At 60.3% G+C, this 23,722-nt stretch carries 24 protein-coding genes; 17 read left to right on the top strand and 7 right to left on the bottom strand.

The genetic code is table 11. The features are described from left to right. Positions 1 to 43 precede the first annotated feature (43 nt). Both ACOAP0_RS02550 and ACOAP0_RS02555 read right to left on the bottom strand, forming a co-directional pair. Positions 44 to 682 (bottom strand): 3-oxoacid CoA-transferase subunit B, encoded by a 639-nt coding sequence (locus ACOAP0_RS02550; protein ID WP_087494343.1) that lies wholly within the window; start codon positions 680 to 682, stop codon positions 44 to 46. 2 nt (positions 683 to 684) lie between these two features. Continuing rightward, positions 685 to 1,392 carry a CoA transferase subunit A gene (locus tag ACOAP0_RS02555; RefSeq protein ID WP_498375719.1) on the bottom strand — a complete coding sequence of 236 codons (708 nt, stop codon included), beginning with the start codon at positions 1,390 to 1,392 and terminating at the stop codon, positions 685 to 687. 100 nt (positions 1,393 to 1,492) lie between these two features. Here ACOAP0_RS02555 and ACOAP0_RS02560 point away from each other — a divergent pair, with 100 nt between their 5' ends. Next, complete coding sequence (locus ACOAP0_RS02560) at positions 1,493 to 2,047, top strand: LuxR C-terminal-related transcriptional regulator (RefSeq protein ID WP_498391304.1); 555 nt, start codon at positions 1,493 to 1,495, stop codon at positions 2,045 to 2,047. 193 nt (positions 2,048 to 2,240) lie between these two features. Beyond that, on the top strand, positions 2,241 to 3,839 hold the full coding sequence (locus ACOAP0_RS02565; RefSeq protein WP_498375716.1) for a methyl-accepting chemotaxis protein: 1,599 nt from the start codon (positions 2,241 to 2,243) through the stop codon (positions 3,837 to 3,839). A gap of 48 nt (positions 3,840 to 3,887) precedes the next feature. Here the strand turns inward: ACOAP0_RS02565 and ACOAP0_RS02570 are convergent, their stop codons facing one another. Further along, positions 3,888 to 4,352: a hypothetical protein gene (locus tag ACOAP0_RS02570; RefSeq protein WP_498375715.1), complete on the bottom strand. Its 465-nt coding sequence runs from the start codon at positions 4,350 to 4,352 to the stop codon at positions 3,888 to 3,890. A 32-nt stretch (positions 4,353 to 4,384) separates the two neighbouring features. Continuing rightward, positions 4,385 to 5,170, bottom strand: a complete 786-nt coding sequence (locus ACOAP0_RS02575) for a substrate-binding periplasmic protein (protein ID WP_498375714.1) — start codon at positions 5,168 to 5,170, stop codon at positions 4,385 to 4,387. Positions 5,171 to 5,239: 69 nt separating this feature from the next. On the opposite strand from ACOAP0_RS02575, the gene ACOAP0_RS02580 reads away from it, so the two are divergent. Beyond that, a complete protein-coding gene (locus tag ACOAP0_RS02580; RefSeq protein ID WP_087494352.1) occupies positions 5,240 to 5,506 on the top strand; it encodes a hypothetical protein in 267 nt (88 codons plus the stop codon). Here ACOAP0_RS02580 and ACOAP0_RS02585 read toward each other — a convergent pair. Then, entirely contained in the window at positions 5,503 to 6,309 is an 807-nt protein-coding gene (locus ACOAP0_RS02585; RefSeq protein WP_087494353.1) for an IclR family transcriptional regulator domain-containing protein, read from the bottom strand. The two genes, ACOAP0_RS02580 and ACOAP0_RS02585, sit on opposite strands and share 4 nt — an antisense overlap. Positions 6,310 to 6,530: 221 nt before the next feature. Between ACOAP0_RS02585 and ACOAP0_RS02590 the strand changes: the two genes are divergently transcribed. The 10 genes from ACOAP0_RS02590 to ACOAP0_RS02635 all read left to right on the top strand — a co-directional run bounded on the left by ACOAP0_RS02590 (position 6,531) and on the right by ACOAP0_RS02635 (position 14,962). Beyond that, positions 6,531 to 7,730, top strand: a complete 1,200-nt coding sequence (locus ACOAP0_RS02590) for an ABC transporter substrate-binding protein (RefSeq protein WP_087494354.1) — start codon at positions 6,531 to 6,533, stop codon at positions 7,728 to 7,730. A gap of 119 nt (positions 7,731 to 7,849) precedes the next feature. Then, positions 7,850 to 8,725 carry a branched-chain amino acid ABC transporter permease gene (locus ACOAP0_RS02595; protein ID WP_481872827.1) on the top strand — a complete coding sequence of 292 codons (876 nt, stop codon included), beginning with the start codon at positions 7,850 to 7,852 and terminating at the stop codon, positions 8,723 to 8,725. A 19-nt stretch (positions 8,726 to 8,744) separates the two neighbouring features. Next, positions 8,745 to 9,728 (top strand): branched-chain amino acid ABC transporter permease, encoded by a 984-nt coding sequence (locus ACOAP0_RS02600; RefSeq protein WP_498375713.1) that lies wholly within the window; start codon positions 8,745 to 8,747, stop codon positions 9,726 to 9,728. Beyond that, on the top strand, positions 9,728 to 10,486 hold the full coding sequence (locus ACOAP0_RS02605) for an ABC transporter ATP-binding protein (RefSeq protein WP_498375712.1): 759 nt from the start codon (positions 9,728 to 9,730) through the stop codon (positions 10,484 to 10,486). The genes ACOAP0_RS02600 and ACOAP0_RS02605 overlap by 1 nt, the downstream gene beginning before the upstream one ends. 3 nt (positions 10,487 to 10,489) lie before the next feature. Continuing rightward, positions 10,490 to 11,242 carry an ABC transporter ATP-binding protein gene (locus ACOAP0_RS02610; RefSeq protein ID WP_498375711.1) on the top strand — a complete coding sequence of 251 codons (753 nt, stop codon included), beginning with the start codon at positions 10,490 to 10,492 and terminating at the stop codon, positions 11,240 to 11,242. 33 nt (positions 11,243 to 11,275) lie between these two features. Next, entirely contained in the window at positions 11,276 to 12,160 is an 885-nt protein-coding gene (locus ACOAP0_RS02615; RefSeq protein WP_498375710.1) for a 4-hydroxyphenylpyruvate dioxygenase, read from the top strand. A 5-nt stretch (positions 12,161 to 12,165) separates the two neighbouring features. Then, a complete protein-coding gene (locus ACOAP0_RS02620) occupies positions 12,166 to 13,068 on the top strand; it encodes a sugar phosphate isomerase/epimerase family protein (RefSeq protein ID WP_498375709.1) in 903 nt (300 codons plus the stop codon). Positions 13,069 to 13,090: 22 nt separating this feature from the next. Continuing rightward, positions 13,091 to 13,990 carry a lyase family protein gene (locus ACOAP0_RS02625; protein ID WP_498375708.1) on the top strand — a complete coding sequence of 300 codons (900 nt, stop codon included), beginning with the start codon at positions 13,091 to 13,093 and terminating at the stop codon, positions 13,988 to 13,990. Between the two features lie 179 nt (positions 13,991 to 14,169). Next, entirely contained in the window at positions 14,170 to 14,580 is a 411-nt protein-coding gene (locus ACOAP0_RS02630) for a hypothetical protein (protein ID WP_498375707.1), read from the top strand. Positions 14,581 to 14,659: 79 nt separating this feature from the next. Beyond that, positions 14,660 to 14,962, top strand: a complete 303-nt coding sequence (locus ACOAP0_RS02635) for a helix-turn-helix domain-containing protein (protein ID WP_087494363.1) — start codon at positions 14,660 to 14,662, stop codon at positions 14,960 to 14,962. Positions 14,963 to 14,984: 22 nt separating this feature from the next. Here the strand turns inward: ACOAP0_RS02635 and pcaC are convergent, their stop codons facing one another. Further along, on the bottom strand, positions 14,985 to 15,389 hold the full coding sequence (gene pcaC, locus ACOAP0_RS02640) for a 4-carboxymuconolactone decarboxylase (RefSeq protein ID WP_498375705.1): 405 nt from the start codon (positions 15,387 to 15,389) through the stop codon (positions 14,985 to 14,987). A gap of 275 nt (positions 15,390 to 15,664) precedes the next feature. Between pcaC and ACOAP0_RS02645 the strand changes: the two genes are divergently transcribed. From ACOAP0_RS02645 to dnaG, 3 genes are all read left to right on the top strand, one after another. After that, complete coding sequence (locus ACOAP0_RS02645) at positions 15,665 to 16,249, top strand: peroxidase-related enzyme (RefSeq protein WP_498375704.1); 585 nt, start codon at positions 15,665 to 15,667, stop codon at positions 16,247 to 16,249. A gap of 25 nt (positions 16,250 to 16,274) precedes the next feature. Beyond that, positions 16,275 to 18,131, top strand: a complete 1,857-nt coding sequence (locus tag ACOAP0_RS02650) for a gamma-glutamyltransferase family protein (protein ID WP_498375703.1) — start codon at positions 16,275 to 16,277, stop codon at positions 18,129 to 18,131. A 136-nt stretch (positions 18,132 to 18,267) separates the two neighbouring features. Then, positions 18,268 to 20,283, top strand: a complete 2,016-nt coding sequence (gene dnaG, locus ACOAP0_RS02655; protein ID WP_498375702.1) for a DNA primase — start codon at positions 18,268 to 18,270, stop codon at positions 20,281 to 20,283. Between the two features lie 6 nt (positions 20,284 to 20,289). Here the strand turns inward: dnaG and ACOAP0_RS02660 are convergent, their stop codons facing one another. Beyond that, on the bottom strand, positions 20,290 to 21,090 hold the full coding sequence (locus ACOAP0_RS02660) for a substrate-binding periplasmic protein (RefSeq protein ID WP_498375701.1): 801 nt from the start codon (positions 21,088 to 21,090) through the stop codon (positions 20,290 to 20,292). Positions 21,091 to 21,354: 264 nt separating this feature from the next. On the opposite strand from ACOAP0_RS02660, the gene rpoD reads away from it, so the two are divergent. Continuing rightward, complete coding sequence (gene rpoD / locus ACOAP0_RS02665; RefSeq protein ID WP_087494370.1) at positions 21,355 to 23,658, top strand: RNA polymerase sigma factor RpoD; 2,304 nt, start codon at positions 21,355 to 21,357, stop codon at positions 23,656 to 23,658. The last annotated feature ends 64 nt before the right edge of the window (positions 23,659 to 23,722 follow it).

The following is a 23,722-nucleotide window of genomic DNA, read 5'->3' on the forward strand; positions in this document are numbered from 1 at the left end:
GGGTTTGACACTGCGCAGCATCTTACCCGCTAGAACCCCCGGCTTAGAGCAGGGTCACACCCGTTTTAGACTGCACAGCCTCGCGGGTGACGCCGGGAGCCAACTCCACCAGCTTCAGTCCTTCGGGGGTGATGTCCATGACAGCCAGGTCCGTGATGATGCGGTCCACCACACCCACGCCGGTCAAGGGCAAGGTGCAGCTGGGCAGAATCTTCAGGTCCTCGGTGCCGTCTTTCTTCTTGGCCACGTGCTCCATGAGCACGATCACACGCTTCACGCCGGCCACCAAGTCCATGGCACCGCCCATGCCCTTGACCATCTTGCCGGGAATCATCCAGTTGGCCAGATCACCCTTTTCGCTCACTTGCATGGCGCCGAGAATGGACAGATTGATCTTGCCGCCACGGATCATGGCAAAGCTCTGGTCCGAACCGAAGATGCTGCTGCCCTTGATGGTGGTTACTGTTTGTTTGCCGGCGTTGATCAGGTCAGCATCCACTTCGTCTTCAGTCGGGAAGGGGCCTATGCCCAGCATGCCGTTTTCGCTTTGCAGCCACACCTCTTTGTCTGCAGGCACATGGTTGGCCACCAAGGTAGGAATGCCGATACCGAGGTTCACATAAAACCCGTCTTCCAACTCATGGGCCGCACGGGCAGCCATTTGGTCTTGATTCCAGCTCATGTTCAGACTCCTGCTTTCTCTGTGATCGTGCGTTTTTCAATCCGCTTCTCGGGCGAAGCATTCAGGACGATGCGGTGCACATAAATGCCCGGCAAATGCACATGGTCCGGGGCGATAGCGCCGGTCTCAACAATCTCTTCGACCTCCACCACGCAAATTTTTCCGGCCATGGCCACGGCCGGGTTGAAGTTGCGCGCAGTGAAACGAAACTGCAGGTTGCCCGACTTGTCGGCACGATGGGCTTTGACCAGCGACACATCCGGCACCAGGGAGCGCTCCATCACATAGGTTTGGCCATCAAACTCGCGCAGCTCTTTACCCTCGGCCACCATGGTGCCCACGCCGGTTTTCGTGAAGAAAGCCGGAATGCCCGCACCACCGGCGCGCAGCTTCTCGGCCAAGGTACCCTGGGGGGTGAACTCCAACTCCAGCTCGCCGGCCAGGTACTGGCGCTCGAACTCCTTGTTCTCACCCACATAGCTGGAAATCATTTTCTTGATCTGGCGGGTCTCCAGCAGTTTGCCCAGACCGAAACCGTCCACGCCGGCGTTATTGGAAATGGCGGTCAGGTTCTTGGCGCCGCTGTCGCGCAGCGCGTCAATCAAGGCCTCCGGAATGCCGCACAGGCCGAAACCACCCACGCCCAGCAACTGGCCGTCCTGGATGATGCCTTCAAGCGCCGCGGCGGCGCTGGGGTAAATCTTGTTCACTGCGCGTATCTCCTATATGGATAGAAACAACATGGCCGCTACGATACTACGTAACCGGATACGTAGTTCCCCGTAAAGCCTTTCCCTCACTGCAAACCGCATGGATATTGACTACCGCCAAGCCTTTGACCTCGCGCCCGTCGGGCTGGCGCTGTCCCGCAACCGCACCATGATCGATTGCAACCAGCAACTCTGCGACATGTTCGGCGCCGGTAAAGACCAGTTGGTCGGCCAGTCCTTCCAGGTGCTGTACCCCAGCGCGGACGAATTCGAGCGCCTCGGTGCGCGCATGGCCCCTTTGCTGAACCGCAATGGAACCTACGCAGATGACCGGATCATGAAACGGCTGGACGGCCGCTTCAAGGGCGAAACCTTCTGGTGCCACGTGAGCGGCAGGGCCCTGAACCCCAGCGCCCCGCACGAAGCCGGCATCTGGACTTTCGAGGACCTGAGCGCCCTGCGTCCGGTGCGCGCGGAACTCACCCCCCGGGAGCGGGAAGTTGCGGCCTACCTCATGCAGGGTCAGACCTCCAAGCAGATCGGCAAAACGCTGGAGATCAGCCACCGCACCGTGGAAATCTACCGCGCACGACTGATGCGCAAGTACAAGGCATCAACCACCGCAGACCCGGTGCACAAGCTCATGTCCGGCTGAAAACCTGAAAATTCCCTAAATTCGTATCGAAATGGTGCATTTTTCATATCAATGCACCAAAATGCAGCACACAAGCAGCTCATAGACCACCAAGGCGGAGCTGTGCACCTATTGCTGACGGGAGGCGGCGACCGGCGGACATCCGTTGGACCATCGGGCATGCCGCTCCTTTGTTTGTAGGGAGACCGTGCATATGAAAGCCTGGAAAATCGCGACCCGCCTTCAGTGGATCATCGGCATCCTAGGATGCTTGCTACTTGGCATCGGCGGCCTCGGCCTGCAGGGCCTGGCAGCATCCAATGACTCACTGAAAACCGTGTATGAGGACCGCGTCATTGCACTGGGCCAACTAGGTGAAGTGTCGCGACTGTTGCAACGCAACCGGATCGTTCTGATGGACAGTGTGATGAACCCCGAGCCCGCGCACACAACCGGCCAGATTGCCGAGTTTGACCGCAACGCCACACAAATCGGCACAACCTGGCAGGCGTACGAGGCGACCTACCTGACCCCGGAAGAAACTGCGTTGGCCAAAGAGTTTTCAGCGCTCTATCGATCTTTGTTGGACCAGGCTTTACGCCCCATGCGCAACGCCCTGGCAGACCGGGACCATGGCAAGGCACTCATGGTCTACAACGACCACGTGGTCCGCCAGATGGCCCCTGTCATGGAAAAAATTGAGCAACTCAACGGAATCCAGTACGCCGTTTCGAAACAGGAATACGAATCCGGTGTGGCCTACTTTGCCTGGATACGAGCGGTCTGCCTAACGGCTATATTGAGTGGCCTGCTGATTGCCATAGCGCTCGGGTATTTCATGATCCGGACGCTCCACCGGCAACTCGGTGGTGAACCCGCCGAGGTCTTGTCCATCACCAATGCCGTGGCACAGGGTGATTTGACGACACGCATCATGGTGCCCGCCCACGCCCCGGATAGCGTGATGGCCGGCATGGCCCGTATGCAGGACGCCTTGCAAATGATGGTCGGGACGGTGCGGGAGGGCTCGGAGAGCGTTGCAAGCGGCAGCACACAAATCGCAAGTGGCAGCGGCGACCTGTCGTCGCGCACAGAGCGACAGGCCAGCGCCCTAGAGCAAACCGCCGCCTCCATGGAGCAGCTCAGTGCCACCGTACGACAGAACGCAGACAGCGCCCGCGAAGCTTACCGTCTGGCGCATGTTGCTTCCGGCATCGCGCGCAAAGGTGGCGAGGTGGTGGCGCAAGTCGTGCAGACCATGCAAGGCATAGACCAGTCGTCGCAGCGCATTGCAGACATCATCGGTGTCATTGACGGCATCGCTTTCCAGACCAATATCCTGGCCCTCAATGCAGCTGTGGAGGCGGCCCGCGCAGGGGAACAAGGTCGCGGCTTTGCCGTGGTGGCCAGTGAAGTACGCTCGCTTGCAGGACGCAGCGCCGAAGCTGCCAAGGAAATCAAGGGCTTGATCTCAGCCAGTGTGGACCGGGTATCCACCGGCAGCGACCAGGCGCAACAAGCTGGAACCACCATGCATGACGTGGTGCAGGCCATTCAACAGGTAGCCGATCTGATGGACTCCATCAGTGCGGCCAGCTCGGAACAGGCCTCCGGGGTGTCCCAGATTGGAGAGGCCGTCGTTCATATGGACCAAACCACCCAGCAAAACGCTGCCTTGGTAGAAGAAATGTCTGCAGCAGCGGCCAGTCTGCGGGCACGCGCCCAGGAACTGGTCCAAAGCGTCGCAGCATTCCGCATTCATAAGGGCACCTTCAAGGCAAGACTGCTGGTCGAAGACGCGCAGGTGGTTTAAAGGAAAACACCTAGCCAAACCAACGAATCGTTGGCTTGGCATAAGCATTCAGGTTGACCCGATACGCTGATCTAGCTGGCGTGACATCAACTCCGCCCTCTCCACCTCCAACACCTTAATCCGTTGTTCGGCCAGCCCCAGCTGCAACAAAGCCGCCTGAAGCTCGGCTTCCAACCGATGCACTTCAGCGGCTAGCGTGTCTGCAGCCGCAGTGACCTTTTCTCGGGTGGCATCACGGGTGACAGTCAGACCTGCAGTCACGCTATCAAGCCACGCAAGAATCTGGACCCGGGTGGTGTCTTTATGCAGCGGCGTCTGTAGAGTGGCCTTTTTGACATCCGCCCGGCGACACAACTCACTTTGGGTCACTCTGCCGTGGTTGAAGGGGTACACGCCCTGGTGGCTTGCTATATCGGCCTCAATCTCTGCCATTGCCTTGCGTAGGCGCGCCAATGCAGCTTCGGTACGCGGATTGGCCTTATCGGTGCTTGGAAGAAAGATGGACGAAGTCATGAAAATACAAAACGGCAGTTAACACGCTGAGCTTACTTCGCCTTCAGGCTTTCGCCGGGGCTATAGCTGATGATGTCTCTTAACATTTTGTCCACTTCGCCATTGCGCCGTACCTCCGTTAAAGCCTTGGCTAATCGGACCGCGCAAGGTGTGTCCCTCATACTGGGAGACACCCACAGCTTGACCTTACGTTGCTCAAGAACAATAGGTGAAGCAAATGTTTCAAACCTTAGACTGGCGGAACCCATCGCTGAAATGAAGTTCTCGCGCACACCAATGGCTGCATCCAAGCGGCCTTTGGACAGCATCTCCAATTGGTTGATGGGGCTGGTAACAGGGATTTTCTTGATCCGCGGGTCGCGATCAAAAGCTTCGTGGTAAGTCGGGCCCCGCAGCACTCCGACAGTTTTGCCGACCAGGTCGTCCAAGCTGCGCAGCTTGCTACCATTGGGAAGCCACACTTCTATTTGCAGTCGGGTTACTTCACCCAACTCCACCGCACCCGCGTTCAAGTCCGCGCGATCCAGCATGATGGTCGCCTGCGCTACGTTGCGAGTGACTTCTGTCACTGCACGGGGGATGGGCGTCAATCTTGGTTCTAATGGGCAGGCACTCAGATCAGACAAGCGTTTGAAAAGGCTCACATACACACCCACCGGTTGCCCCTCTGGCCCTATATGCCCCCAAGGCGCGATGTCGATGACATCTGCCAACATAGGTTTGCCTGACCCTTCCGGTTTGACACGATCCTGAGCAGATGCAAGGGCCGACAGACCCAGCAACACAGCGGTCAGCCAAGGGAGCCTTCGTTGGTTCATGAAGTCATATTACCCACCAGAACGCTCCTGGAGGGAAGCTAGACTTCACTGCATCAATAAAGGCACACCATGACCACCCGATTCACCCCAGCCCCTTTTGAAACCGACGCGTGGACCGCCCTGAAGCAACTGGGAGACACCGCAGTGTCCACCGGTGGTATGCAGGCCTTGCTGCAAATGTTCATCAGCGTGGTCACTTCCGCCGAGGAAGTAGCGCGGGTCAGTGAAGAAGCCGGCCACCCGGAGTCCATGACCACCCAGGTCATTTCTGAGTGGGTCAGCACCCAGTACGTGCCGGACATGCAGGCCCAGCTACAAACGCCCGGCGCAGCTTAAATCAGGTTGCGCATGGCGCGAGCGGTTTCTTGCAATACCGGCAGGACACGGCGCACCGCATCATCCGTACTCTCGTTGCCCATGGGCATGGTGACGTTGAGCGCGCCCATCAGGGCGCCGTGTCGGTCAATCAAAGGCACCGCCACGCCGCGGTAGTTCATTTCGAGTTGCTGCTCTGAGACAGCCCAGCCCTGCTGCCGTATGCGGGCCAGCTCCACGCGCATGCGATCTTTGCTGGCAATGGTGTGCGAGGTGTAGGCCTTGAACTGCCGGGTTTGCAACCAGTCCTCCAGCCAAGCCGGATCGCGCATCGCAAGAATCAGCATGCCCGCAGACGTCACCTGCGCCTGCACCCGCGAACCCAACACATAGCCGGTACTCATGGGGCGGTTGCTGCCGTTGCGGGCGATGTAGACGATCTCGTCCCCGTCAAGCACGCTCACATACGCTATCTCCTGCGTACCCGCAGTCACCCTCTGCAAGAAGGGTTGCACCACGCGGGGCAAACGGGCCGACTCCAGGTAAGACTGACCGATACGTAGCACCCGCGGCGTCAGCCAGAACAACTTGCCGTCACTCGCCACATAGCCCAGGTACTGCAAGGTCAGCAGATAGCGCCGGGCGGCGGTGCGGGTCATGCCACAGCGCTCACCGGCCTGGCTGGCCGTCATGCGTTGGTGGGCGTCATCGAAGGCCTCAATCAGGCCCAAGCCTTTTTCCAGACCGGCAATCCAATCCTTTTTGTCCAGGGCGGGTGCGTCAATCCCCACAACAGGCGGGCGCAGGGCAAGTTCGGTAGTCATGGGCGCTGATTCTGGAGGTCTGGAAAACGGTGTCAGCCTAGTGCTTACCCGCAAAACGAACGATTATCGATCTTTGCAGTACGACAAACGCTCGATCTGGCGATTCTTCGCTTTCATTCACACAAGCGAATAGCTAAAGTCCGCTTCGAACCGCACCATTCGTACGACTAGCGAACAGACGGTCTACCCCCACCCGAACGCCATAACAGGAGACAGACACCATGCAAAAACGGAACACTCTCAAATTGATAGCTGCCTGCGCAATGCTGATGGGCGCTAGCAGCGCTTTCAGCCAGGAAGTGATCAAGATCGCCAATATCGTCGAGCTGTCTGGTGGTGGCGCATCCGCCGGCACCAACTTCAAAAATGGTGTGGAACTGGCCGTGAAAGAGATCAACGCCTCCGGCGGCATCCTGGGCAAGAAGATCCAGACCATCACCTCTGACACCCAGTCCAACCCCGGTGTGGCCAAGGGCCTGACACAGAAGGCAGTGGACGATGACGTGTTCGCCATCTTCGGCCCCGTGTTCTCCGGCTCCATCATGGTGTCCATGGCCGAAAGCCGCAAAGCGGAGATCCCCAACTTCACCGGTGGCGAGGCAGCCAGCATCACCACCCAAGGCAACCCCTACATCTTCCGCACCAGCTTCACCCAAGCGACTGCCATGCCCAAAGTGGCCCGTTACATGAGCGATCAGGCCAAGCTCAAGAACATTGCCATCATTTACGTGAACAACGATTTCGGCAAAGGCGGCCTGGACATGATCAAAAAGGCGCTGGCCAACTCCAGCACCAAGATCGCAGCCGAAATCTCGACCGATGCCGGCCAAGTGGACTTCTCTGCCGCCGTGCTCAAGGCCAAGCAGAGCAATGCCGACGGCGTGTTTGTGTACACCAACGAAGAAGAGTCCGCCCGTGCCTTGCGCGAACTGCGCAAGCAAGGCTGGAACAAGCCCATCGTCGGTGAAACCACCCTCACCGGCCAGAAGGTCATTGAACTGGCCGGCGAAGCCGCCAACGGCGCCGTCGCTCACGTGGGCCTGACGGTGGACGCCCCCATCCCCGCCGTGCGTGCCTTCCGCGCCAAGTTCGAACGTGAGTACAAATACATCTCCGACCACAACGGCATGAAGGGCTACTCCGGCATTTACACCCTGAAGGCCGCGATTGAGAAGGTCGGCAAGCTGGACCGCAAGGCCGTAGCCAACGCGCTGCACAGCCTGGTGGTGACCACCGACAAAGAACCCGGCATCCTGATGAACGTGGCCTTTGACCAGAACGGCGATCTGGACCGCGAAAGCTTCCTGGTGGAGGTGAAAAACGGCCAGCAAGTGGTGGTAGCGACCCTGCCCCCGCTGAACCCCATCGTTGTCAACAAACCCGCAGCCGCTGCCAAGCCCGCTGCACCGGCCAAGAAGTAATGGCCTGAAGCCCCCTGCTCGCTCTGGCACAGCCACCCGAGCGGACCAGGCGGGCTTTCTCTTCAGGGGGCTGGCGAACCACCAGTTCCCCGGCTGGCACCGCGCACCAAGGACTCCGAATGACCGACTTTCTTCAACTCTTCTTCAGTGGAATGGCCACCGGCGCCATCTATTCACTGGCAGCCCTCGGCTTTACGTTGTTGTGGCAGGCCAGCGGCACCATCAACTTCGCCCAGGGCGAGTTCGTGATGCTGCCCGCTTTCATGATGCTGGGCTTCATGAGTATTGGCGCACCCCTGGCGGTGAGCTTCGCCATGACGGTCGTGTTGGCCGTGTTCCTGCTGGGCTGGGTGTTCAAACGCGGCTTGGTCGACCCCTTGTTCAAGTTCGGCATGATGCCCATCGTGGTGGCCACCATCGGCCTGTCCATTGCCATGCGCAACGGGCTGCGCGCCGGCTACAGCGCCGAAGCCCACCCCTTCCCCAGCCTGTTTGCAGACAAGCTCTTCAACATCGCCGGTGTGACCATTACCTTGGCGGATGTGGGCACCTTTGCGGTAGCGCTGATCCTCGTCTTTGTGGTGCAAGCCTTCATGACCAAGACGGTCACCGGCCGGGCCATGCAGGCGGTGGCGCAAAACACCGAAAGCGCGTCGGTGCTGGGCATCAACGTGCCCCGCATGATTTTTTACGCCTTTGCCATCAATGCCGTGCTGGCTGTCGCGGCCGCATTGCTGGTCACGCCCACCTACCTTGCCAAGTTCGACATGGGTGAATCGCTGGGCAACAAGGCTTTCTTCGCAGCCATCATTGGCGGCTTCAACAACTCACGGGGCGCGCTGTTGGGCGGGCTCATCGTCGGCGTGTGCGAGAACCTGGCTGCCGCCTACATCTCCCCCGCCTACAAAGACGCGGTGGCGTTGGTGATCTTCATGGTCGTGATTTTGTTCAAGCCGCAAGGGCTGCTGGGCAAAAAAGTGGAACGCAAAGTCTGAGTACCACCGGAACACCCTCATGAAAAAAATTACTCTCATTTTGATAGCTGCTTGCGCAATCCTGCTGCTCGCTGCACCGCCTTTTCTTAAAAATTACGGCATCTACCTGCTGTCTTACTGGCTGGTGTTTGTCATCGCCACCATGGGCCTGAACCTCACCGTGGGTTACGCGGGCCAGAAGTCACTGGGGCATGCGGCTTTCTTCGGCATAGGCGCCTACACCGTGGCCATTCTGATGAAAGCGGGCTTCAGCTTCTGGCTGGGCTTGCCTGCTGCTGCGCTGATTTGCTTTTTTGTGGGCATCGCACTGGGCTTTCCGGCATTGCGGGTGCAGACGATTTACCTCGCCTTTGCCACGCTGGGCTTCAACACGGCCGTCTGGCTGGTGATGCGCAACGAAGAATGGCTGACCGGCGGCACTTTCGGCATCAACAACATCGCCCGACCTTCTCTTTTCGGCTATTCCCTGGAAGGCAACCTCGCGTACTACTACTTTGTGCTGGGCACCGCCGTCGTTCTGGGTGCCCTGCAATGGGGCCTGCTGCGCAGCCCCTGGGGCAAGGCATTTACCGCGTTGCGGGACAACCCCATACGCGCCGAAAGCCTGGGTATCAACACCCGCAGCTACACGCTGCTGAGCTTTGCCATAGGCGCCGTCTACGCCGGTGTGGCAGGCGCTTTGTTTGCGTCCCTGGTGCAGTTCATTGAACCGGCGCCTTTCACCGTGGGTGCCTCCATCATGATGTACCTGATGGTGGTGGTCGGTGGTCCCGGCTATTTCTTGGGCCCGCTGCTGGGTTCTGCCGTCGGCGTCATCCTGCCCGAATGGCTGCGCTTTGCGCAGGCCTGGTACCTCTTTGTGTTTGGCTCTGCGGTGGTGTTGCTGATGATCTGGTTGCCCGATGGACTGCTGAGCATTCCCGACCGCATCAAGGCCAAACGCCAGGCCCGTGAAGCCAGCGCCGCCCGTGCCGCTGCCGCCCAACAACAGGGAGCCCGATGATGAGCCAACCCGTGCTTAAAGTTACCAACATCAAAAAGGCCTACGGCGCCATTCAGGCCGTTGGCGGTGTGTCCTTCGAAGTCATGCCCGGAGAAATCTTCGGGGTCATTGGCCCGAACGGCTCGGGCAAGACCACACTGTTCAACAGCATGCTGGGCCAGATCACGCCGGACGAAGGCAAGATCGAACTCAACGGCCAGGACGTTTCCCACTCCGGTCCGCTGGAACTTAACCGCCGCGGTGTGGGCCGCACCTTCCAGACCTTGCAGGTCTTCGGCAAGATGACCGTGCGCGACAACCTGATCGTCGCCGCCCAAGAGCACCAAGGCTCCATGCTCAGCCGCATGTTCGCCCCGTCCGACTCCGGTTTGGGCGCCAAGGCCGATGCGCTGATCGACCAGTTCCGCATCCGCCATGTGGCCGACAAAAAGGCGGGCGAACTGTCCTACGGCCAGCAAAAGCTGGTGGACATTGCCATGGCATTCATGAGCGAGCCCGATCTGGTGCTGCTGGACGAACCTTGCGCCGGCGTGAACCCCAGCCTGGTAGGTGGCATCAGCACCCTGCTCAAGGAGCTCAACCAGAACCCCAAATTCGGCAAGAAGAGCTCGTTCGTCGTCATCGAGCACAACATGGACTTTGTGATGGACCTGTGCCACCGCATCATGGTGATGGTGGAGGGCCAGGTGCTGGCCATCGGCACCCCCGAAGAAATCCGCAACAACAAACAAGTCCTTGACGCTTACCTCGGGAGCTGACGCATGACCACAGACACCTGCATTGAATTCAAAGACGTGGTGGCCGGCTACAAGGATTTCATGATCCTGAACGACCTGTCCTTCAAGGCCAAGCGCGGCACCATCACCCTGTTACTCGGGCCCAACGGCGCGGGCAAATCCACGGTACTCAAAGCACTGTTTGGTTTGCTCAAACCACGCCAGGGCGACATCCTGCTCGACGGCGTGAGCGTGGCGGGCGCAAGCCAAAAGCAACTGCTCGCACAAGGCATTGCTTTTGTGCCCCAGGGCCGCAACCTTTTCGGTCAGCTCAGCGTGTTTGAGAACCTGGAGCTGGGCGGCATTACCTTGGGCATGAGGACGACCCACGAGCGCATTCCTGAAGTGCTCGAGTTCTTTCCCCGGGTGAGCCAGCGCCTGCATTCACCGGCTTCCGCACTCTCAGGCGGGGAGCAAAAGCAGCTGGAAATCGGCCGCGCCCTGCTCTTGCGCCCCAAGGTCATATTGATTGACGAGCCCTCTATCGGCCTCTCACCCATGGTGGTGGCAGACGTGTTCAAGCTCTTGCGCAAGCTCGCCGACCAGGGCACCACAGTGCTGATGGTGGAGCAAAACGTGAAAAGTGCGCTCAAGATTTCAGACGAAGCCATTGCCCTCGAATCCGGTCGTCTGGTGCTGCAAAAGCCGGCATCAGAGTTGCTGGCGGACCCGCATATTGAACGTTTGTTTTTGGGCGGTGCGCATACCAGTGCCGCGCCGACAACTGCCACCGTTTAGCTTTACTTCACCATTTGACGACCGGGAGATCCCATGGCCAACACCCCACGCCCCAGCGGCGCAGACCGCGAACACATTGACGAAGGCCCCAACCCCTTGGGTCTGGAAGGCATTGAGTTCATCGAGTACGCCACCTCCAAGCCACAGGCGCTGGGCCAGGTGCTGGAAGCCATGGGATTCCGTCCCATCGCCCGCCACCGCTCGCGTGAAGTGCTGCTCTACCGCCAGGGCGATATCAACGTCATCGTCAACGCCCACGGCCGGGGTGCTGCGCTGACCGAAAAGCCGGTGATCGCCGCCATCGCCCTGCGGGTGCAAGATGCGTCTGCAGCTTACAAGCGCGCATTGGCACGCGGCGCCTGGGCTGTGCCAGTGCAGGTCGAAGTGATGGAGCTGCATATTCCCGCGGTGCATGGCGTGGGCAACAGCCGCATTTACTTTGTGGACCGCCACCGCGAATTCTCGATTTACGACGTGGACTTCACGCCCGTACCCGCAGTCGACAAGAACCCGCCGGCCATCACCGGCCTGCACTTCTTCGGCGTGGTGCAGTACATCGGCAACGATCGCAGCGACGACTGGACCGAGTTTTACAGCGCCCTCTTCGGCTTTACCGCCCTGGAGCCAGAAACCCGCTTCGGCATCCTGCCCAAGGGGCGCATTCTGCAAAGCCCTTGCAAGACCTTTTACCTCCAACTCATCGAGCCGGAGCCCGGTGTGTTGGATGTGGAAGACGACGAGTGCTTCCAGCGCGTGGGCCTGGGCACTCCGGATGTGAAAGCTACCGTGGCAGCCTTGCGCCAGCGCGGTGTGGACTTTGTGCCCAGCAAAGACCCGGCGCAAGACAGCAAGGGCGCGCTCACCCGCCCCACCATGGGCAATGCCATGTTTGAGCTGGTTCACCACACTCGGGGCTGAACACCATGAGCCAATTTGAAGGCAAATTTGACGACTTCGGGATGGACACCATCACGCTGGCCGGGCCCCTGAAGGCCAAGCTGGACGCCATGAAGGCGGCCGGCTTTACCCAGGTGATGCTGCTGGCCCGTGACCTGGTAAGCCACCCCGAGGGCTGGCGCGCCGCGGTGCAAGAGGTCAAGGACAGCGGCCTGCGCGTGACCGGCTTTCAGGTGCTGCGCGACTTTGAGGGCCTCTCCGGCCACCTGCATGACTACAAGGTCGACATCGCCAAAAGCATGATGGAGATGTGCGCGGCCCTGGACTGCCGCGTCATGCTGGCCTGCTCCAGCACCTCCACCCACGCCACCGGTGACACCGACAAACTGGTGCAGGACCTGCGCAAGCTGGCCATGCTGGCAATTCCGATGAACATCAAAATCGCGTTCGAGGCCCTGTCCTGGGGCCGCAACGTGAATGAGTTTCCCCAAGCGTGGGACCTCATTAGCCAAGCCGACATGCCCAATTTGGGTCTGGGCTTTGACTCCTTCCACCTGTTTGCCACCAAGACCCCATTGGACGAGCTGGAGATCCTGGACCCCAGCAAGATCTTTCTGGTGCAGCTGGCTGACTTCATGTGGAACGAAATCAAAACGGTCGAGGAGCGCATCACCACGGCGCGCACCTTCCGCGTGTTCCCCGGCGAAGGCGTGCACAGCGAGGCTCTGGCGGAACTCGTGCTCAAGCTGCACCAGCTGGGCTACCGCGGTGACTACAGCTTTGAGGTATTCAACGACGACTACCAGCAAATGCCGCTGGAAACCGTGGCTGCCCGCGCGCGTCGCGCTGCCCTGTGGCTGGGCGAAGATGTGCTGCGCCGCTCGGTCCCCCTGCCCAACCAGATGCGCCTGCGCCAGGCTCGCGCCTGATACCAAGAAGAGCCCGCCCGCCATGAGCAGTGTGTTTGACGACTTTCTGTATGCCCCCGAAGTGCTGGATTCCTTCGGGGCACAGCGCTTTGTGGCGGCCATGCTGCGGGTAGAAGCTGCTTTGGCGCAGGCCCAGGCCGACCAAGGTTTGATTCCTGCCGAGGCCGCCGTCTCTATCGTCGGCACTTGCAAAGTGGAGCTGTTTGACGCTCCGAAGATTGTGCGCGACAGCGCCGCCACCGGCAGCCTGGCCCAGCCCTTGGTAAAGAGCCTGCGCGAAACCGTGGGCCTGTTTAACCCGGCGGCGGTGCCTTTTGTGCATTTCGGCTGCACCAAGCAAGACCTGGTGGACACCACCATGGCGCTCATGACCCGCCAGGTGCTAGCTGTCACCCGAGGCTATGTACAGGACTGCGTAGACCATCTCGAACGCAAAGCCAACAAGCCCACTGCAGCTGCGCCCTTAAAACGGGCCTTGCAGCGCTTGGCACACAGCAGTGCAGACGCTCTGGCAGTGCAACTGGGCGGCACCATGGCCAGCCTGGGTACGCCGGGCGCTGCCATCCAGAACCAAGTGGCCAAGACCCTGGAACTCGGCGTACCCGCCTTCCCCTGGGATACCCAACGCGATGCCTGGCTGGCCCTGGGTTGTGATGTGGCGCTGTTGGTCGGCAGTCTGGGCACTCTGGCCCGCACCATGGTGCGGGACGCTGAGCAAGAGGAACCCGCCGCAGGCTGCCTGGTGGCGCTGGCCATGGCACGACGCGCACCCCAACGTGCAGCGGGGCTATTGACCTCCATGCCCCACGCCCATGAACGTGGCCTGGGTTTCTGGCAGGCGGACCAGAGCGACTGGACACAGCTGCTGATGGCAGCCCACGCCGCCTCTTGGGGCATGGCACAAACGCTACAAAAAAAGTAGCTACTCGCGCATGCTCTGTAGGCGCCAGAGCCACATTTCACCAAAATCCGGCTACCAGTGCCCCCCCACTTGCCTGGGCAAAGGCAAAGCGTGTACGAATGAGTGTGTTCCGGTGACGATCCCTGTTTTCTACAGTGCCCTCATAGCTATTCCGAAAGACAAGAATGAGGTACACGTGAATGGCATATGCCCGTTGGATTTTCAAAGGTTCGTTGGTGGATGAATATGGGATGGCCCTGCCCCCGGTGGTGCAGGCAGCGTATGGATCGGGTTATGGAGAGGACTTGTACGGAATCACACTGTTTGCCAACGGGCATGTGATGCAAATGCTGGAGGGGGATAACACCGCGCTGCAAACGGCGGCGCGCAAGCTGCGCGACATGAGCAAGCTATTCGGCATGGAACCCCTGCTGCATGAACCGATTGAGGTTCCTGCGACCAAGACGGTCTCCGTCGGTTTGAGCAGGTATGTCGATTTGATCTCTGAACATTTGCCTCCGAATGTGCAAGTGTTCAACCTCTGCGAAGAGGAAATCTGCCAGAGGACGGAGCCCGGCGCAGCGCGCGATTTGTTGCTCGGTTTTATTTAGCCACGGGGCGCGCCAGCGTACTGACGGGCTTGCACGAGGGAAAGACGATGGTGTCTTTGGAAGCAATTGCTCCTCCACCATGTCCCGCGCCCCCACCGTCGTCGCTTGTGCGAATGAATGTGTTTGCAAGAAAACGCATTCCTCGGACACTGCGTCGGTGACAAAAAATAAGATCAATTACAAACGCATCGTCGGGCAACGTATCAAGGGGTTAAGGCAGGAAGCTGAGTTGTCTCAGGAGATTCTGTCGGAGCGATGCGGGATTTACCGTACCTATCTGAGCCGTATCGAATCCGGCTCTGCCAACCCCACCCTGCTGGTTTTAGTAGCACTCGCCGACTCGCTGGGCGTTCAGCCCGCAGAGCTACTGTCCAACGACTAAAGCTTTCTACGGCTGGCGCGGCTTATTTCTGCACGCTCACCACTTCATTTGCGGAGCGGAACGCCTCCACTGCAGCAGGCACACCGCAGTACACCGTGGCGTGCAAGAGCACTTCCTGAATTTCTTCCACCGTGGCACCGTTGTTCAGTGCGCCGCGCACATGGCCTTTGAGTTCGTTCTGCTTGCCTAGTGCTGTGAGCATGGCCACGGTAATGAGGCTGCGCGTCTTGCGGTCCAGCCCCGGGCGTTGCCACACATCGCCCCATGCCGCACGGGTAATGTGCTCTTGAAGCGGTGCCGTAAAGGCATTCGCCCCGGCAAAAGCAGCATCCACAAACGCATCCCCCATCACCTCCCGCCGCGTGGCCAAGCCACGGGCAAAGGCTTCCGGGTTGCTGGACTCAACGGCTTGGTTTGGTTCGTTCATGGCGGGCTCTCAGGGAAAAGCCCCATGTTAGCCCGCGTGCCACTGTCCCAGGTGCGACAAGAGCACGATCAAGCCCATTCCATTGATGACGATGCCGGCACTGGTTTTGAGGTGTTTCATGAGGGTTCACTCCTGAGTTCGGGTTCAAGGTTTCTGCGGTGGTGAACAGTCGCCTGCCGCAGTAGGATGAATGGTACGGAGCCGCTACGCTGCTGTAAAAGCAATAAAAAGCATGATGGCCATAGCCACAATCAAAAACCGACCCGGGACGACCCATGACCAGCCCCTCCACACGCTACCCCTTGCCCGACCTCAACACCCTGCCTGAGGACTTGAAGGTCAAAATTCTGGAGGTGCAGGAAAAGTCCGGCTTCATCCCCAATGTGTTCCTGGCCTTCGCCCGACGCCCTGCCGAATGGCGCGCCTTCTTTGCCTACCACGATGCCCTCATGCTGCGCGAGGGCAGCAGCCTCACCAAGGGCGAGCGCGAGATGATCATCACCACCACCAGCGCGGCCAACCACTGCCTCTACTGCGTGGTGGCGCACGGCGCCATCCTGCGAATTTATGAAAAGAAACCGCTGGTTGCCGACCAGGTCGCCGTCAACTACCGCAAGGCCGACATCACGCCCCGCCAGCGCGCCATGCTGGACTTTGCGATGAAGGTCTGTCTGGAGAGCCATGCCGTGGAAGACTCAGACTTCACCGCCCTGCACGCGCATGGCTTTGACGATGAAGACATCTGGGACATTGCAGGCATTACCGCCTTCTTTGGCCTGTCCAACCGCATGGCCAATGTGACCGGCATGCTGCCCAACCCGGAGTTTTACCTGCTGGGTCGCGTACCCAAGGCCAAATAACTTGTCTTGCTCCGCCAGAGGCCCTATGCCCACTCGCCACCAAACTCTCAGCACGCTTGCCTCTCTGGTAGCGGCCGCGCTGCTTGCCGCCTGTGCAACCGGTCCGACACCTGTCCCTCTGAACTACATCGCCCCGTCGGCTCAGCCGGAAGCGGCTACCGGCAGCAGCACCAAGCCGGGCTGGGCCACGCGCAACTATGCGGTTGCCGCCGCCAACCCTTTGGCCACCGACGCGGGCCGCCAGGTGTTGGCCGCAGGCGGCAGCGCGGTGGATGCGGCCATTGCCGTGCAAATGGTGCTGGCGCTGGTGGAGCCACAAAGCAGTGGCATCGGGGGCGGTGCGTTCCTGCTGCACTTCGACGGCAAAACCACCCAGGCCTTCGATGGCCGAGAGACCGCCCCCGCGGCCGCAACGCCCGCCCTGTTTCTGGACGATAAGGGTCAACCGCTGAAGTTCACGGACGCAGTAGTGGGCGGCCGCTCGGTGGGCGTGCCCGGTGCAGTAGCCATGCTGGCACAGGCCCACGCACAACACGGCAAGCTGCCTTGGGCCAGCCTGTTCCAGCCGGCCATCACCCTGGCCACGCAAGGCTTTGCGGTCAGCCCGCGCATGGCGGCTTTGCTGGCTGTGGAACCGCATCTGAAAAAAGACCCGGTGGCCGCGGCCTACTTCTATGACGCGGCCGGCAAACCCTGGCCTGCGGGGCATGTGCTGCGCAACCCGGAGCTGGCTGCGGTGCTACAAGGCATTGCGGACCGCGGCCCGTCTGCCCTGATGCAGGGCGAGGTAGGCCAAGCCATCGCCACCAAAGTGCAAGGCCACCCCTCCAACCCGGGCAGCATGACTACACAAGACCTGGCCGGCTACCGCCCGGTGGTGCGCGAACCGCTGTGTTTTGACTACCGCGCAACAAATGCCACAGCGCCGGGGCGCGAGGTGCGTATCTGCGGCATGCCGCCACCCAGCTCGGGCGCCATTGCGATCGGCCAGATCCTGCGCATGCTGGACAGCACCCCCGCCTCCAGCTTGCCACTGGCCCAAGGGCTGCCCACGGCGGATTGGCTGCACCTCTACACCGAAGCTGCGCGCCTGGCCTTTGCCGATCGTGCGCAGTACCTGGGCGACCCCGCCTTTGTGCAAGCTCCGGGTGGCACTTGGACCAGCTTGCTGAACCCCGCTTATCTGCGCAACCGCGCTGCACTGATCGACAGCAGCCCGCAAGGCAAGAGCATGCAAATGGCTCTGCCCGGCCAGCCCGCGGGTACCCCGCTGAGCTACGCCCCCATGCCGGACCAGATCGAATACGGCACATCGCACATCTCGGTGGTGGATGCTTACGGCAACGCCGTGGCCATGACCACCACGATTGAAGATGCTTGGGGTTCTCGCCAGATGGTCAACCGCCGGGTAGGTCTTGCCGGCGGGTTCCTGCTCAACAACCAGCTAACCGACTTCAGTTTCAGCCCCACAGGTACCGACGGCCGGCCCGTGGCGAACCGGGTAGAGCCGGGCAAGCGGCCACGCTCCAGCATGTCGCCCACCTTGGTGTTCGACAAAGCCAGCGGCAAGCTGCTGATGAGCGGCGGCAGCCCGGGCGGCGCGCTCATCATCCACTTCACAGCCAAAACCTTGTATGCCAAGCTCCATTGGGGCCTGAACGCCCAGCAGGCCATAGACCTGCCCAACTTCGGCTCGCTCAACGGCCCCACCCTGCTGGAGGCAGGCCGCTTTGATGCCGCCACGGTGCAAGCCCTGAAAACCCGCGGCCACACGGTGCTGGAGGTGCCCATGCCCAGCGGCCTGCAGGCTATTGAACGCACCGCCGAGGGCTATTTCGGCGGGGCCGACCCGAGGCGTGAAGGAATTGTGTTGGGTGACTGAGCCTTCAATCCCCTATGAAATCAGGCTCTGGCGCTCGTGGAATATGCGCGAGCAGCTTCTGAATTGATAGCAAAAACGTCGGTCTAACACACCCGGGACGAGGCGCCGACATTGCGTACCTCCCTACAATCGCTCCATGGCCATCCCCCAAAGCTTCATCCAGGAACTGCTCGCGCGTGCAGACGTGGTGGAGATCGTGGGCCGCTATGTACAGCTCAAAAAGGGCGGTGCCAACTTCATGGGCCTGTGCCCGTTTCACGGGGAAAAGTCACCCTCGTTCACGGTGAGCCCGGCCAAACAGTTCTACCACTGCTTCGGTTGCGGCAAGAACGGCAATGCCATCGGCTTCCTGATGGACCACGCCGGCATGACCTTCATCGAAGCGGTCAAAGACCTCGCCGGCCAATTCGGCATGGTGGTGCCCGAAGAAGAAGGCAGCCCCCAGGACCGCGCCCGCGCCCAGGCCCAGCGCGAGAAGCAGAACACCCTGACCAGCGTGCTGGAAAAAGCCTGTGACGCCTACAAACGTGGCCTCAAGGAGTCGCCCAGGGCGATTGAGTATTTCAAGGGCCGCGGCCTTTCCGGCGAAGTGGCCAAGCAGTTCGGGCTGGGCTATGCCCCCGAAGGCTGGCGCAATCTGGCGAGCATCTTCCCCGAGTACACCGACCCGCTGTTGGTGGAAAGCGGCCTGGTCATCCTTCACGAAGCGGAAAACGGTGCCGACGAGAAACGCTACGACCGCTTCCGGGACCGCGTGATGTTCCCCATACGCAACATCAAGGGCGAGTGCATAGGCTTTGGCGGGCGCGTGCTGGGCGATGAAAAGCCCAAGTACCTCAACTCCCCCGAGACCCCGGTCTTCAGCAAAGGGCGTGAGCTCTACGGTTTGTTTGAAGCACGCAGCTCCTTGCGCGAGCACGGCTATGTGCTGGTGACCGAGGGCTACATGGACGTGGTGGCGCTGGCCCAACTGGGCTTTCCGAATGCCGTGGCAACGCTGGGCACGGCGTGCACCAACGACCATGTGCAAAAGCTGTTTCGCTTCACAGACGCTGTGGTGTTCAGCTTTGATGGAGACGCCGCAGGTCGACGCGCTGCCCGCAAGGCGCTGGATGGCGCGCTGCCCTTTGCGTCCGATGTGCGCAGCATCAAGTTTTTGTTCCTGCCTGCCGAGCACGACCCGGACAGCTTCATCCGCGCCTACGGCAAAGAGGCCTTTGCTGACTATGTGGCCAAGGCTACGCCGCTGAGCCGATTTCTCGTGGAGTCGGCTCAGGACGCCTGCGATCTGAGCACTGCCGAAGGCCGGGCCCGTATGGCCAGCAACGCCAAGCCTCTGTGGAACCAGCTGCCTGATGGCGCCCTCAAGCTCCAGTTGCTAAGTGAGATCGCCCAACTGGTACAACTGGGCAGCACCGAGCTGGGTACGCTGTGGGCCCACGGTACAGCCAAGCCCGCGCCTGCGGAAGCGCCACGGCGCAAACGCGAAGCCGCCCCCGCAGCGGAGTTCGACCCGGACGGCGAGCACTTTGCTTATGAAGAGCCGGCAGAGTTCTCAGAGCCCTGGATTCCGCAGGACGAATGGAAAAAGAAAACCGAGTGGAAAAAAGAAGGCTGGACACCCCGTGGCAAGGGCGACGGTAAATGGGAAGGCAAGTGGTCCGGTAAAGGGAGCAAGTTCGGCAACCGCGAAGCGCGCCCCGCTGGCCCGCTGGCCAAGCTGGACAGCCGGCCGGACCTGGCCGCCCGCATTCTGCTCAACCACAGCGAGTTGTGGGACATTCTTTCCAGCGAAGACCACGGCCTGCTCTGCGAGCTGCCGGCACCCCATGGCGAGCTTTTCACTTGGCTGGAAAGCCAGTTGCATGAGCACGGGCCGGTGTCGCGCGGTACCTTGAAAGAAGAAATCGTGGGGCACCCGGCCGAAGACCTGGTGCAGCGCCTCACCGCCGGCCCCGTGCTGGCCTCGGAGCCCCTGAGTGAGTCCGGCCCCGAGTTGCGTGACCTGCTCAACCGCATGCTGCTGGACCGCCTGGATGCCCAGATGCGGACCCTCGCCACCGACCCGGTCAATCTGGGGCAGTTGCGGGTGCTCATGGACCGCAAAAAGGAACTGGTCAAGCTACTGCAACCCACCGCTGCGGACAGCTAGGCAGCGCTAGCGGGTGTTTTTCGGCAGGTATTTCTGGCGCAGCTGGTTGTAGCGCCCGTCCGCCTTGGACTTGAGCAAGGCCTGATCCAGGCGCTTGGCAATCTCCGGCGAAATACCGGGATTCAAACCGAACCAATAGGCAGCCGAATCATCCAGCACCAACGCAGGTACCAGCAAGGCGGGGTCCATGCCGGCGTTTTTGGCGTTGTGCGCCGCAGCCCAGTCCAGCGACACCAGCAAATCAAACCGTTTGGCAATGAACTTGCGCATGTTCGCCTCGTCATTCACGCCCAGTTCCAATCCACCGCCGGCCGCATCCGTGGCGGGAATGGGCGCAAAACCCTGCTTTTCCAGCAACTTGGTGGCCGCAGACTCAAGGGTGGAGCCAATCCGGTAGGGCCGCGCATCATCCAATGTTTTGAGCACGATGTCACTGCGGTCTGCCCAGCGGTACAGCACGATGCGGCGCGGACTGATGGGCCCCACCCACCGGAACAAACTCTCCCGTTCGGGTGTGCGGACCATGGAGTAGATAAGAGTGTCACTCTGCCGCAGGGCACGGTCATAGGCACGAGCCCATGGTAGGGCTTGCTTGCGAACGGTTATGCCGGCGTCCGCTGCAATCATGTCCAGCAACTCACTGGAAAAACCCGTGACCTTGCCGTCCACTTCCATATTCAGTGGCGGCAATTGCTCGGTGAGCGCCGTCAGCTCCACCGGCGGACCTGCAGATTGCACCCAACCGGCCACGCCCACCAGGCAGGCCAACAAGGCGCCGCGTAGGCATTGGGTCCATCTGTTTTTCATCCAACGACTCTTTATTTTTGAATCACAACTATAATGTCAGATTGTTTCGGCAAGAGCGACAGCAGCACCTCCGGGCCAGGCCACCGTGAAACTCCACTCACAAACGGCCACCTTACCGCAAGGACTGCACTCCAAATGATCGCCCTCCCATCTTGCCAACGGGGAATCTGATTCCCTGCCTTGCCACTACTTCGCATCTTGTGCGTAACGTAGCCGGCACCTGTCCTGTCGTTTGTTAGTTTTTTGTTGACCTGAGGTTTCTGCATGCCCGCTTCAAAATCCGCCAAGCCTGTTCAGTCTGCCAGCAAGGCCGCCGCCAAAACCGAAAAGAAAGCTCCCGCAGTGACCGCACCGAAATCCAAAGCCGCCCAATTGAAAGAAGCCGCAGACGCGCTGCTCGCCGCAGCAGAAGCGCCCGCCAAAAAGAAAGCCGGCCGGCCGGCCAAAGCAGCCGCAGACGAATCTGCCGCTCCTGCCAAAGCCACTACCGGCGCCAAGCGCGGCCGCAAGCCCAAGGCAGCGGCTGCCGAGCCCAGCGGTGACGACATGGACATGTCGGATATTGAAGCGGATTTGGTGGGTGAGCCTGAACCCGCAGCGGCGCCCGGCGAAAAGGTCAAGCCCCTGCGGATGAAGATCAGCAAGGCGAAAGAACGCGCCTTGATGAAGGAATTCGGTCTGGACGAGACCGTCTTGTCCGAAGAAGACATGGCCAAGCGCCGTGCGCGCCTGAAGGCCCTGATTACCTTGGGCAAGACCCGTGGCTACCTGACCCACGGCGAAATCTCCGACCACTTGCCCGACAAGTTGGTGGATGCCGAAACCCTGGAAGTCGTGATCTCCATGTTGAACGACATGGGCGTGGCGGTGTACGAGCAGACCCCGGATGCGGAAACCCTGCTGCTGAACAACAACGTCTCCACCGCCGCAACAGTGGAAGAAGCAGAAGAAGAAGCCGAAGCTGCTCTGTCCACCGTGGACTCGGAATTCGGCCGCACTACCGACCCCGTGCGCATGTACATGCGCGAAATGGGTACCGTGGAACTGCTGACCCGCGAAGGCGAAATTGAAATTGCCAAGCGCATCGAAGGCGGCTTGATGGACATGATGGAGGCGATCTCCGCATCGCCCGCCACCATCGCCGAGATCCTGCGCCTGGGCGAGGAAATCCGAGAAGGCAAGGTCGTCATCACCACCATCGTGGACGGTTTTTCCAACCCCAACGAAGCCGACGACTATGTGGCCGAAGAAGACTTCGACGAATTCGACGAAGCCGACGATGACGACGGCAAGGGCGGCTCCAAGGCGCTGACCAAGAAGCTGGAAGAGCTGAAGAAGCAGGCGCTCGAGCGCTTCGACAAGATGCGCGAGCTCTTTGAGAAGGTGCACAAGGTCTACGACAAGGAAGGCTACGGCACTCCAGCCTACGTGAAAGCACAAAAGGCCCTGAGCGACGAGCTGATGACCATCCGCTTCACCGCCAAGGCGATTGAAAAGCTGTGCGACATGGTGCGCGCCCAGGTGGATGACGTGCGCAAGAAGGAACGCGAACTGCGCCGCATCATCGTGGACAAGTGCGGTTACCCGCAGGAAAACTTCATTGCCGACTTCAGCGGCCGCGACAAGGCCGGCAACAAGGTGGCATCCAACCTCTTGAACCTGAAGTGGATCGAGAAGCAGGCAGCGTCCGGAAAGTCTTGGGCAGCCGTCATGGGCCGCAATATTCCACCGGTACAGGACCTGCAGCAAAAGCTGATCGACCTGCAAGCGCAAGTGGTGGTGCCTTTGGACCAGCTCAAAGACATCAACAAGCGCATGAACGAAGGCGAATACGCTTCCCGCGCAGCCAAGAAGGAAATGATCGAGGCCAACTTGCGTTTGGTGATTTCGATTGCCAAGAAGTACACCAACCGCGGTCTGCAGTTCCTGGACTTGATCCAGGAAGGCAACATCGGTTTGATGAAGGCAGTGGACAAATTCGAATACCGCCGCGGCTACAAGTTCTCGACTTATGCCACTTGGTGGATCCGTCAGGCCATCACCCGCTCTATTGCGGACCAGGCGCGCACCATCCGCATTCCGGTGCACATGATCGAAACCATCAACAAGATGAACCGAATCAGTCGCCAGCACTTGCAGGAGTTCGGTTTCGAACCCGATGCGTCTGTCTTGGCTGAGAAGATGGAGATCCCGGAAGACAAGATTCGCAAGATCATGAAGATCGCCAAAGAGCCGATTTCCATGGAAACGCCGATCGGTGACGACGACGACAGCCACTTGGGCGACTTCATCGAAGACAGCGCCAACACCGCGCCCATGGAAGCTGCGATGCAAGCCGGCCTGCGCGATGTGGTCAAGGACATTCTGGACAGTCTCACCCCGCGTGAAGCCAAAGTGCTGCGCATGCGTTTCGGTATTGAAATGACATCCGACCACACCCTGGAAGAAGTGGGCAAGCAGTTCGACGTGACCCGCGAGCGCATCCGCCAGATCGAAGCCAAGGCGCTGCGCAAGCTCAAGCACCCCAGTCGTTCGGACAAGCTGCGCAGCTTCACCGACACGCTGTAAAGCTCTGCGGCTTTCAAGCCATTTAGCGCCCCAGCCCACATGCGATGTGCGCGGGGCGCTATTT

The organism is Curvibacter sp. Hmag1.1 (genome assembly GCF_059769165.1).

Excerpts from the sequence above, each read along its gene's own strand:
- ACOAP0_RS02615 (WP_498375710.1), top strand. The coding sequence starts at position 11,276 with ATGGCCAACACCCCACGCCCCAGCGGCGCAGACCGCGAACACATTGAC.
- ACOAP0_RS02625 (WP_498375708.1), top strand. The coding sequence starts at position 13,091 with ATGAGCAGTGTGTTTGACGACTTTCTGTATGCCCCCGAAGTGCTGGAT.
- ACOAP0_RS02550 (WP_087494343.1), bottom strand. The coding sequence starts at position 682 with ATGAGCTGGAATCAAGACCAAATGGCTGCCCGTGCGGCCCATGAGTTG.
- ACOAP0_RS02590 (WP_087494354.1), top strand. The coding sequence starts at position 6,531 with ATGCAAAAACGGAACACTCTCAAATTGATAGCTGCCTGCGCAATGCTG.
- ACOAP0_RS02610 (WP_498375711.1), top strand. The coding sequence starts at position 10,490 with ATGACCACAGACACCTGCATTGAATTCAAAGACGTGGTGGCCGGCTAC.
- ACOAP0_RS02565 (WP_498375716.1), top strand. The coding sequence starts at position 2,241 with ATGAAAGCCTGGAAAATCGCGACCCGCCTTCAGTGGATCATCGGCATC.
- ACOAP0_RS02635 (WP_087494363.1), top strand. The coding sequence starts at position 14,660 with ATGTCCCGCGCCCCCACCGTCGTCGCTTGTGCGAATGAATGTGTTTGC.
- ACOAP0_RS02660 (WP_498375701.1), bottom strand. The coding sequence starts at position 21,090 with ATGAAAAACAGATGGACCCAATGCCTACGCGGCGCCTTGTTGGCCTGC.
- ACOAP0_RS02560 (WP_498391304.1), top strand. The coding sequence starts at position 1,493 with ATGGATATTGACTACCGCCAAGCCTTTGACCTCGCGCCCGTCGGGCTG.
- ACOAP0_RS02605 (WP_498375712.1), top strand. The coding sequence starts at position 9,728 with ATGAGCCAACCCGTGCTTAAAGTTACCAACATCAAAAAGGCCTACGGC.
- ACOAP0_RS02650 (WP_498375703.1), top strand. The coding sequence starts at position 16,275 with ATGCCCACTCGCCACCAAACTCTCAGCACGCTTGCCTCTCTGGTAGCG.
- ACOAP0_RS02630 (WP_498375707.1), top strand. The coding sequence starts at position 14,170 with ATGGCATATGCCCGTTGGATTTTCAAAGGTTCGTTGGTGGATGAATAT.
- ACOAP0_RS02575 (WP_498375714.1), bottom strand. The coding sequence starts at position 5,170 with ATGAACCAACGAAGGCTCCCTTGGCTGACCGCTGTGTTGCTGGGTCTG.
- ACOAP0_RS02585 (WP_087494353.1), bottom strand. The coding sequence starts at position 6,309 with ATGACTACCGAACTTGCCCTGCGCCCGCCTGTTGTGGGGATTGACGCA.
- ACOAP0_RS02600 (WP_498375713.1), top strand. The coding sequence starts at position 8,745 with ATGAAAAAAATTACTCTCATTTTGATAGCTGCTTGCGCAATCCTGCTG.
- pcaC (WP_498375705.1), bottom strand. The coding sequence starts at position 15,389 with ATGAACGAACCAAACCAAGCCGTTGAGTCCAGCAACCCGGAAGCCTTT.
- ACOAP0_RS02620 (WP_498375709.1), top strand. The coding sequence starts at position 12,166 with ATGAGCCAATTTGAAGGCAAATTTGACGACTTCGGGATGGACACCATC.
- rpoD (WP_087494370.1), top strand. The coding sequence starts at position 21,355 with ATGCCCGCTTCAAAATCCGCCAAGCCTGTTCAGTCTGCCAGCAAGGCC.
- dnaG (WP_498375702.1), top strand. The coding sequence starts at position 18,268 with ATGGCCATCCCCCAAAGCTTCATCCAGGAACTGCTCGCGCGTGCAGAC.
- ACOAP0_RS02570 (WP_498375715.1), bottom strand. The coding sequence starts at position 4,352 with ATGACTTCGTCCATCTTTCTTCCAAGCACCGATAAGGCCAATCCGCGT.
- ACOAP0_RS02580 (WP_087494352.1), top strand. The coding sequence starts at position 5,240 with ATGACCACCCGATTCACCCCAGCCCCTTTTGAAACCGACGCGTGGACC.
- ACOAP0_RS02595 (WP_481872827.1), top strand. The coding sequence starts at position 7,850 with ATGACCGACTTTCTTCAACTCTTCTTCAGTGGAATGGCCACCGGCGCC.
- ACOAP0_RS02645 (WP_498375704.1), top strand. The coding sequence starts at position 15,665 with ATGACCAGCCCCTCCACACGCTACCCCTTGCCCGACCTCAACACCCTG.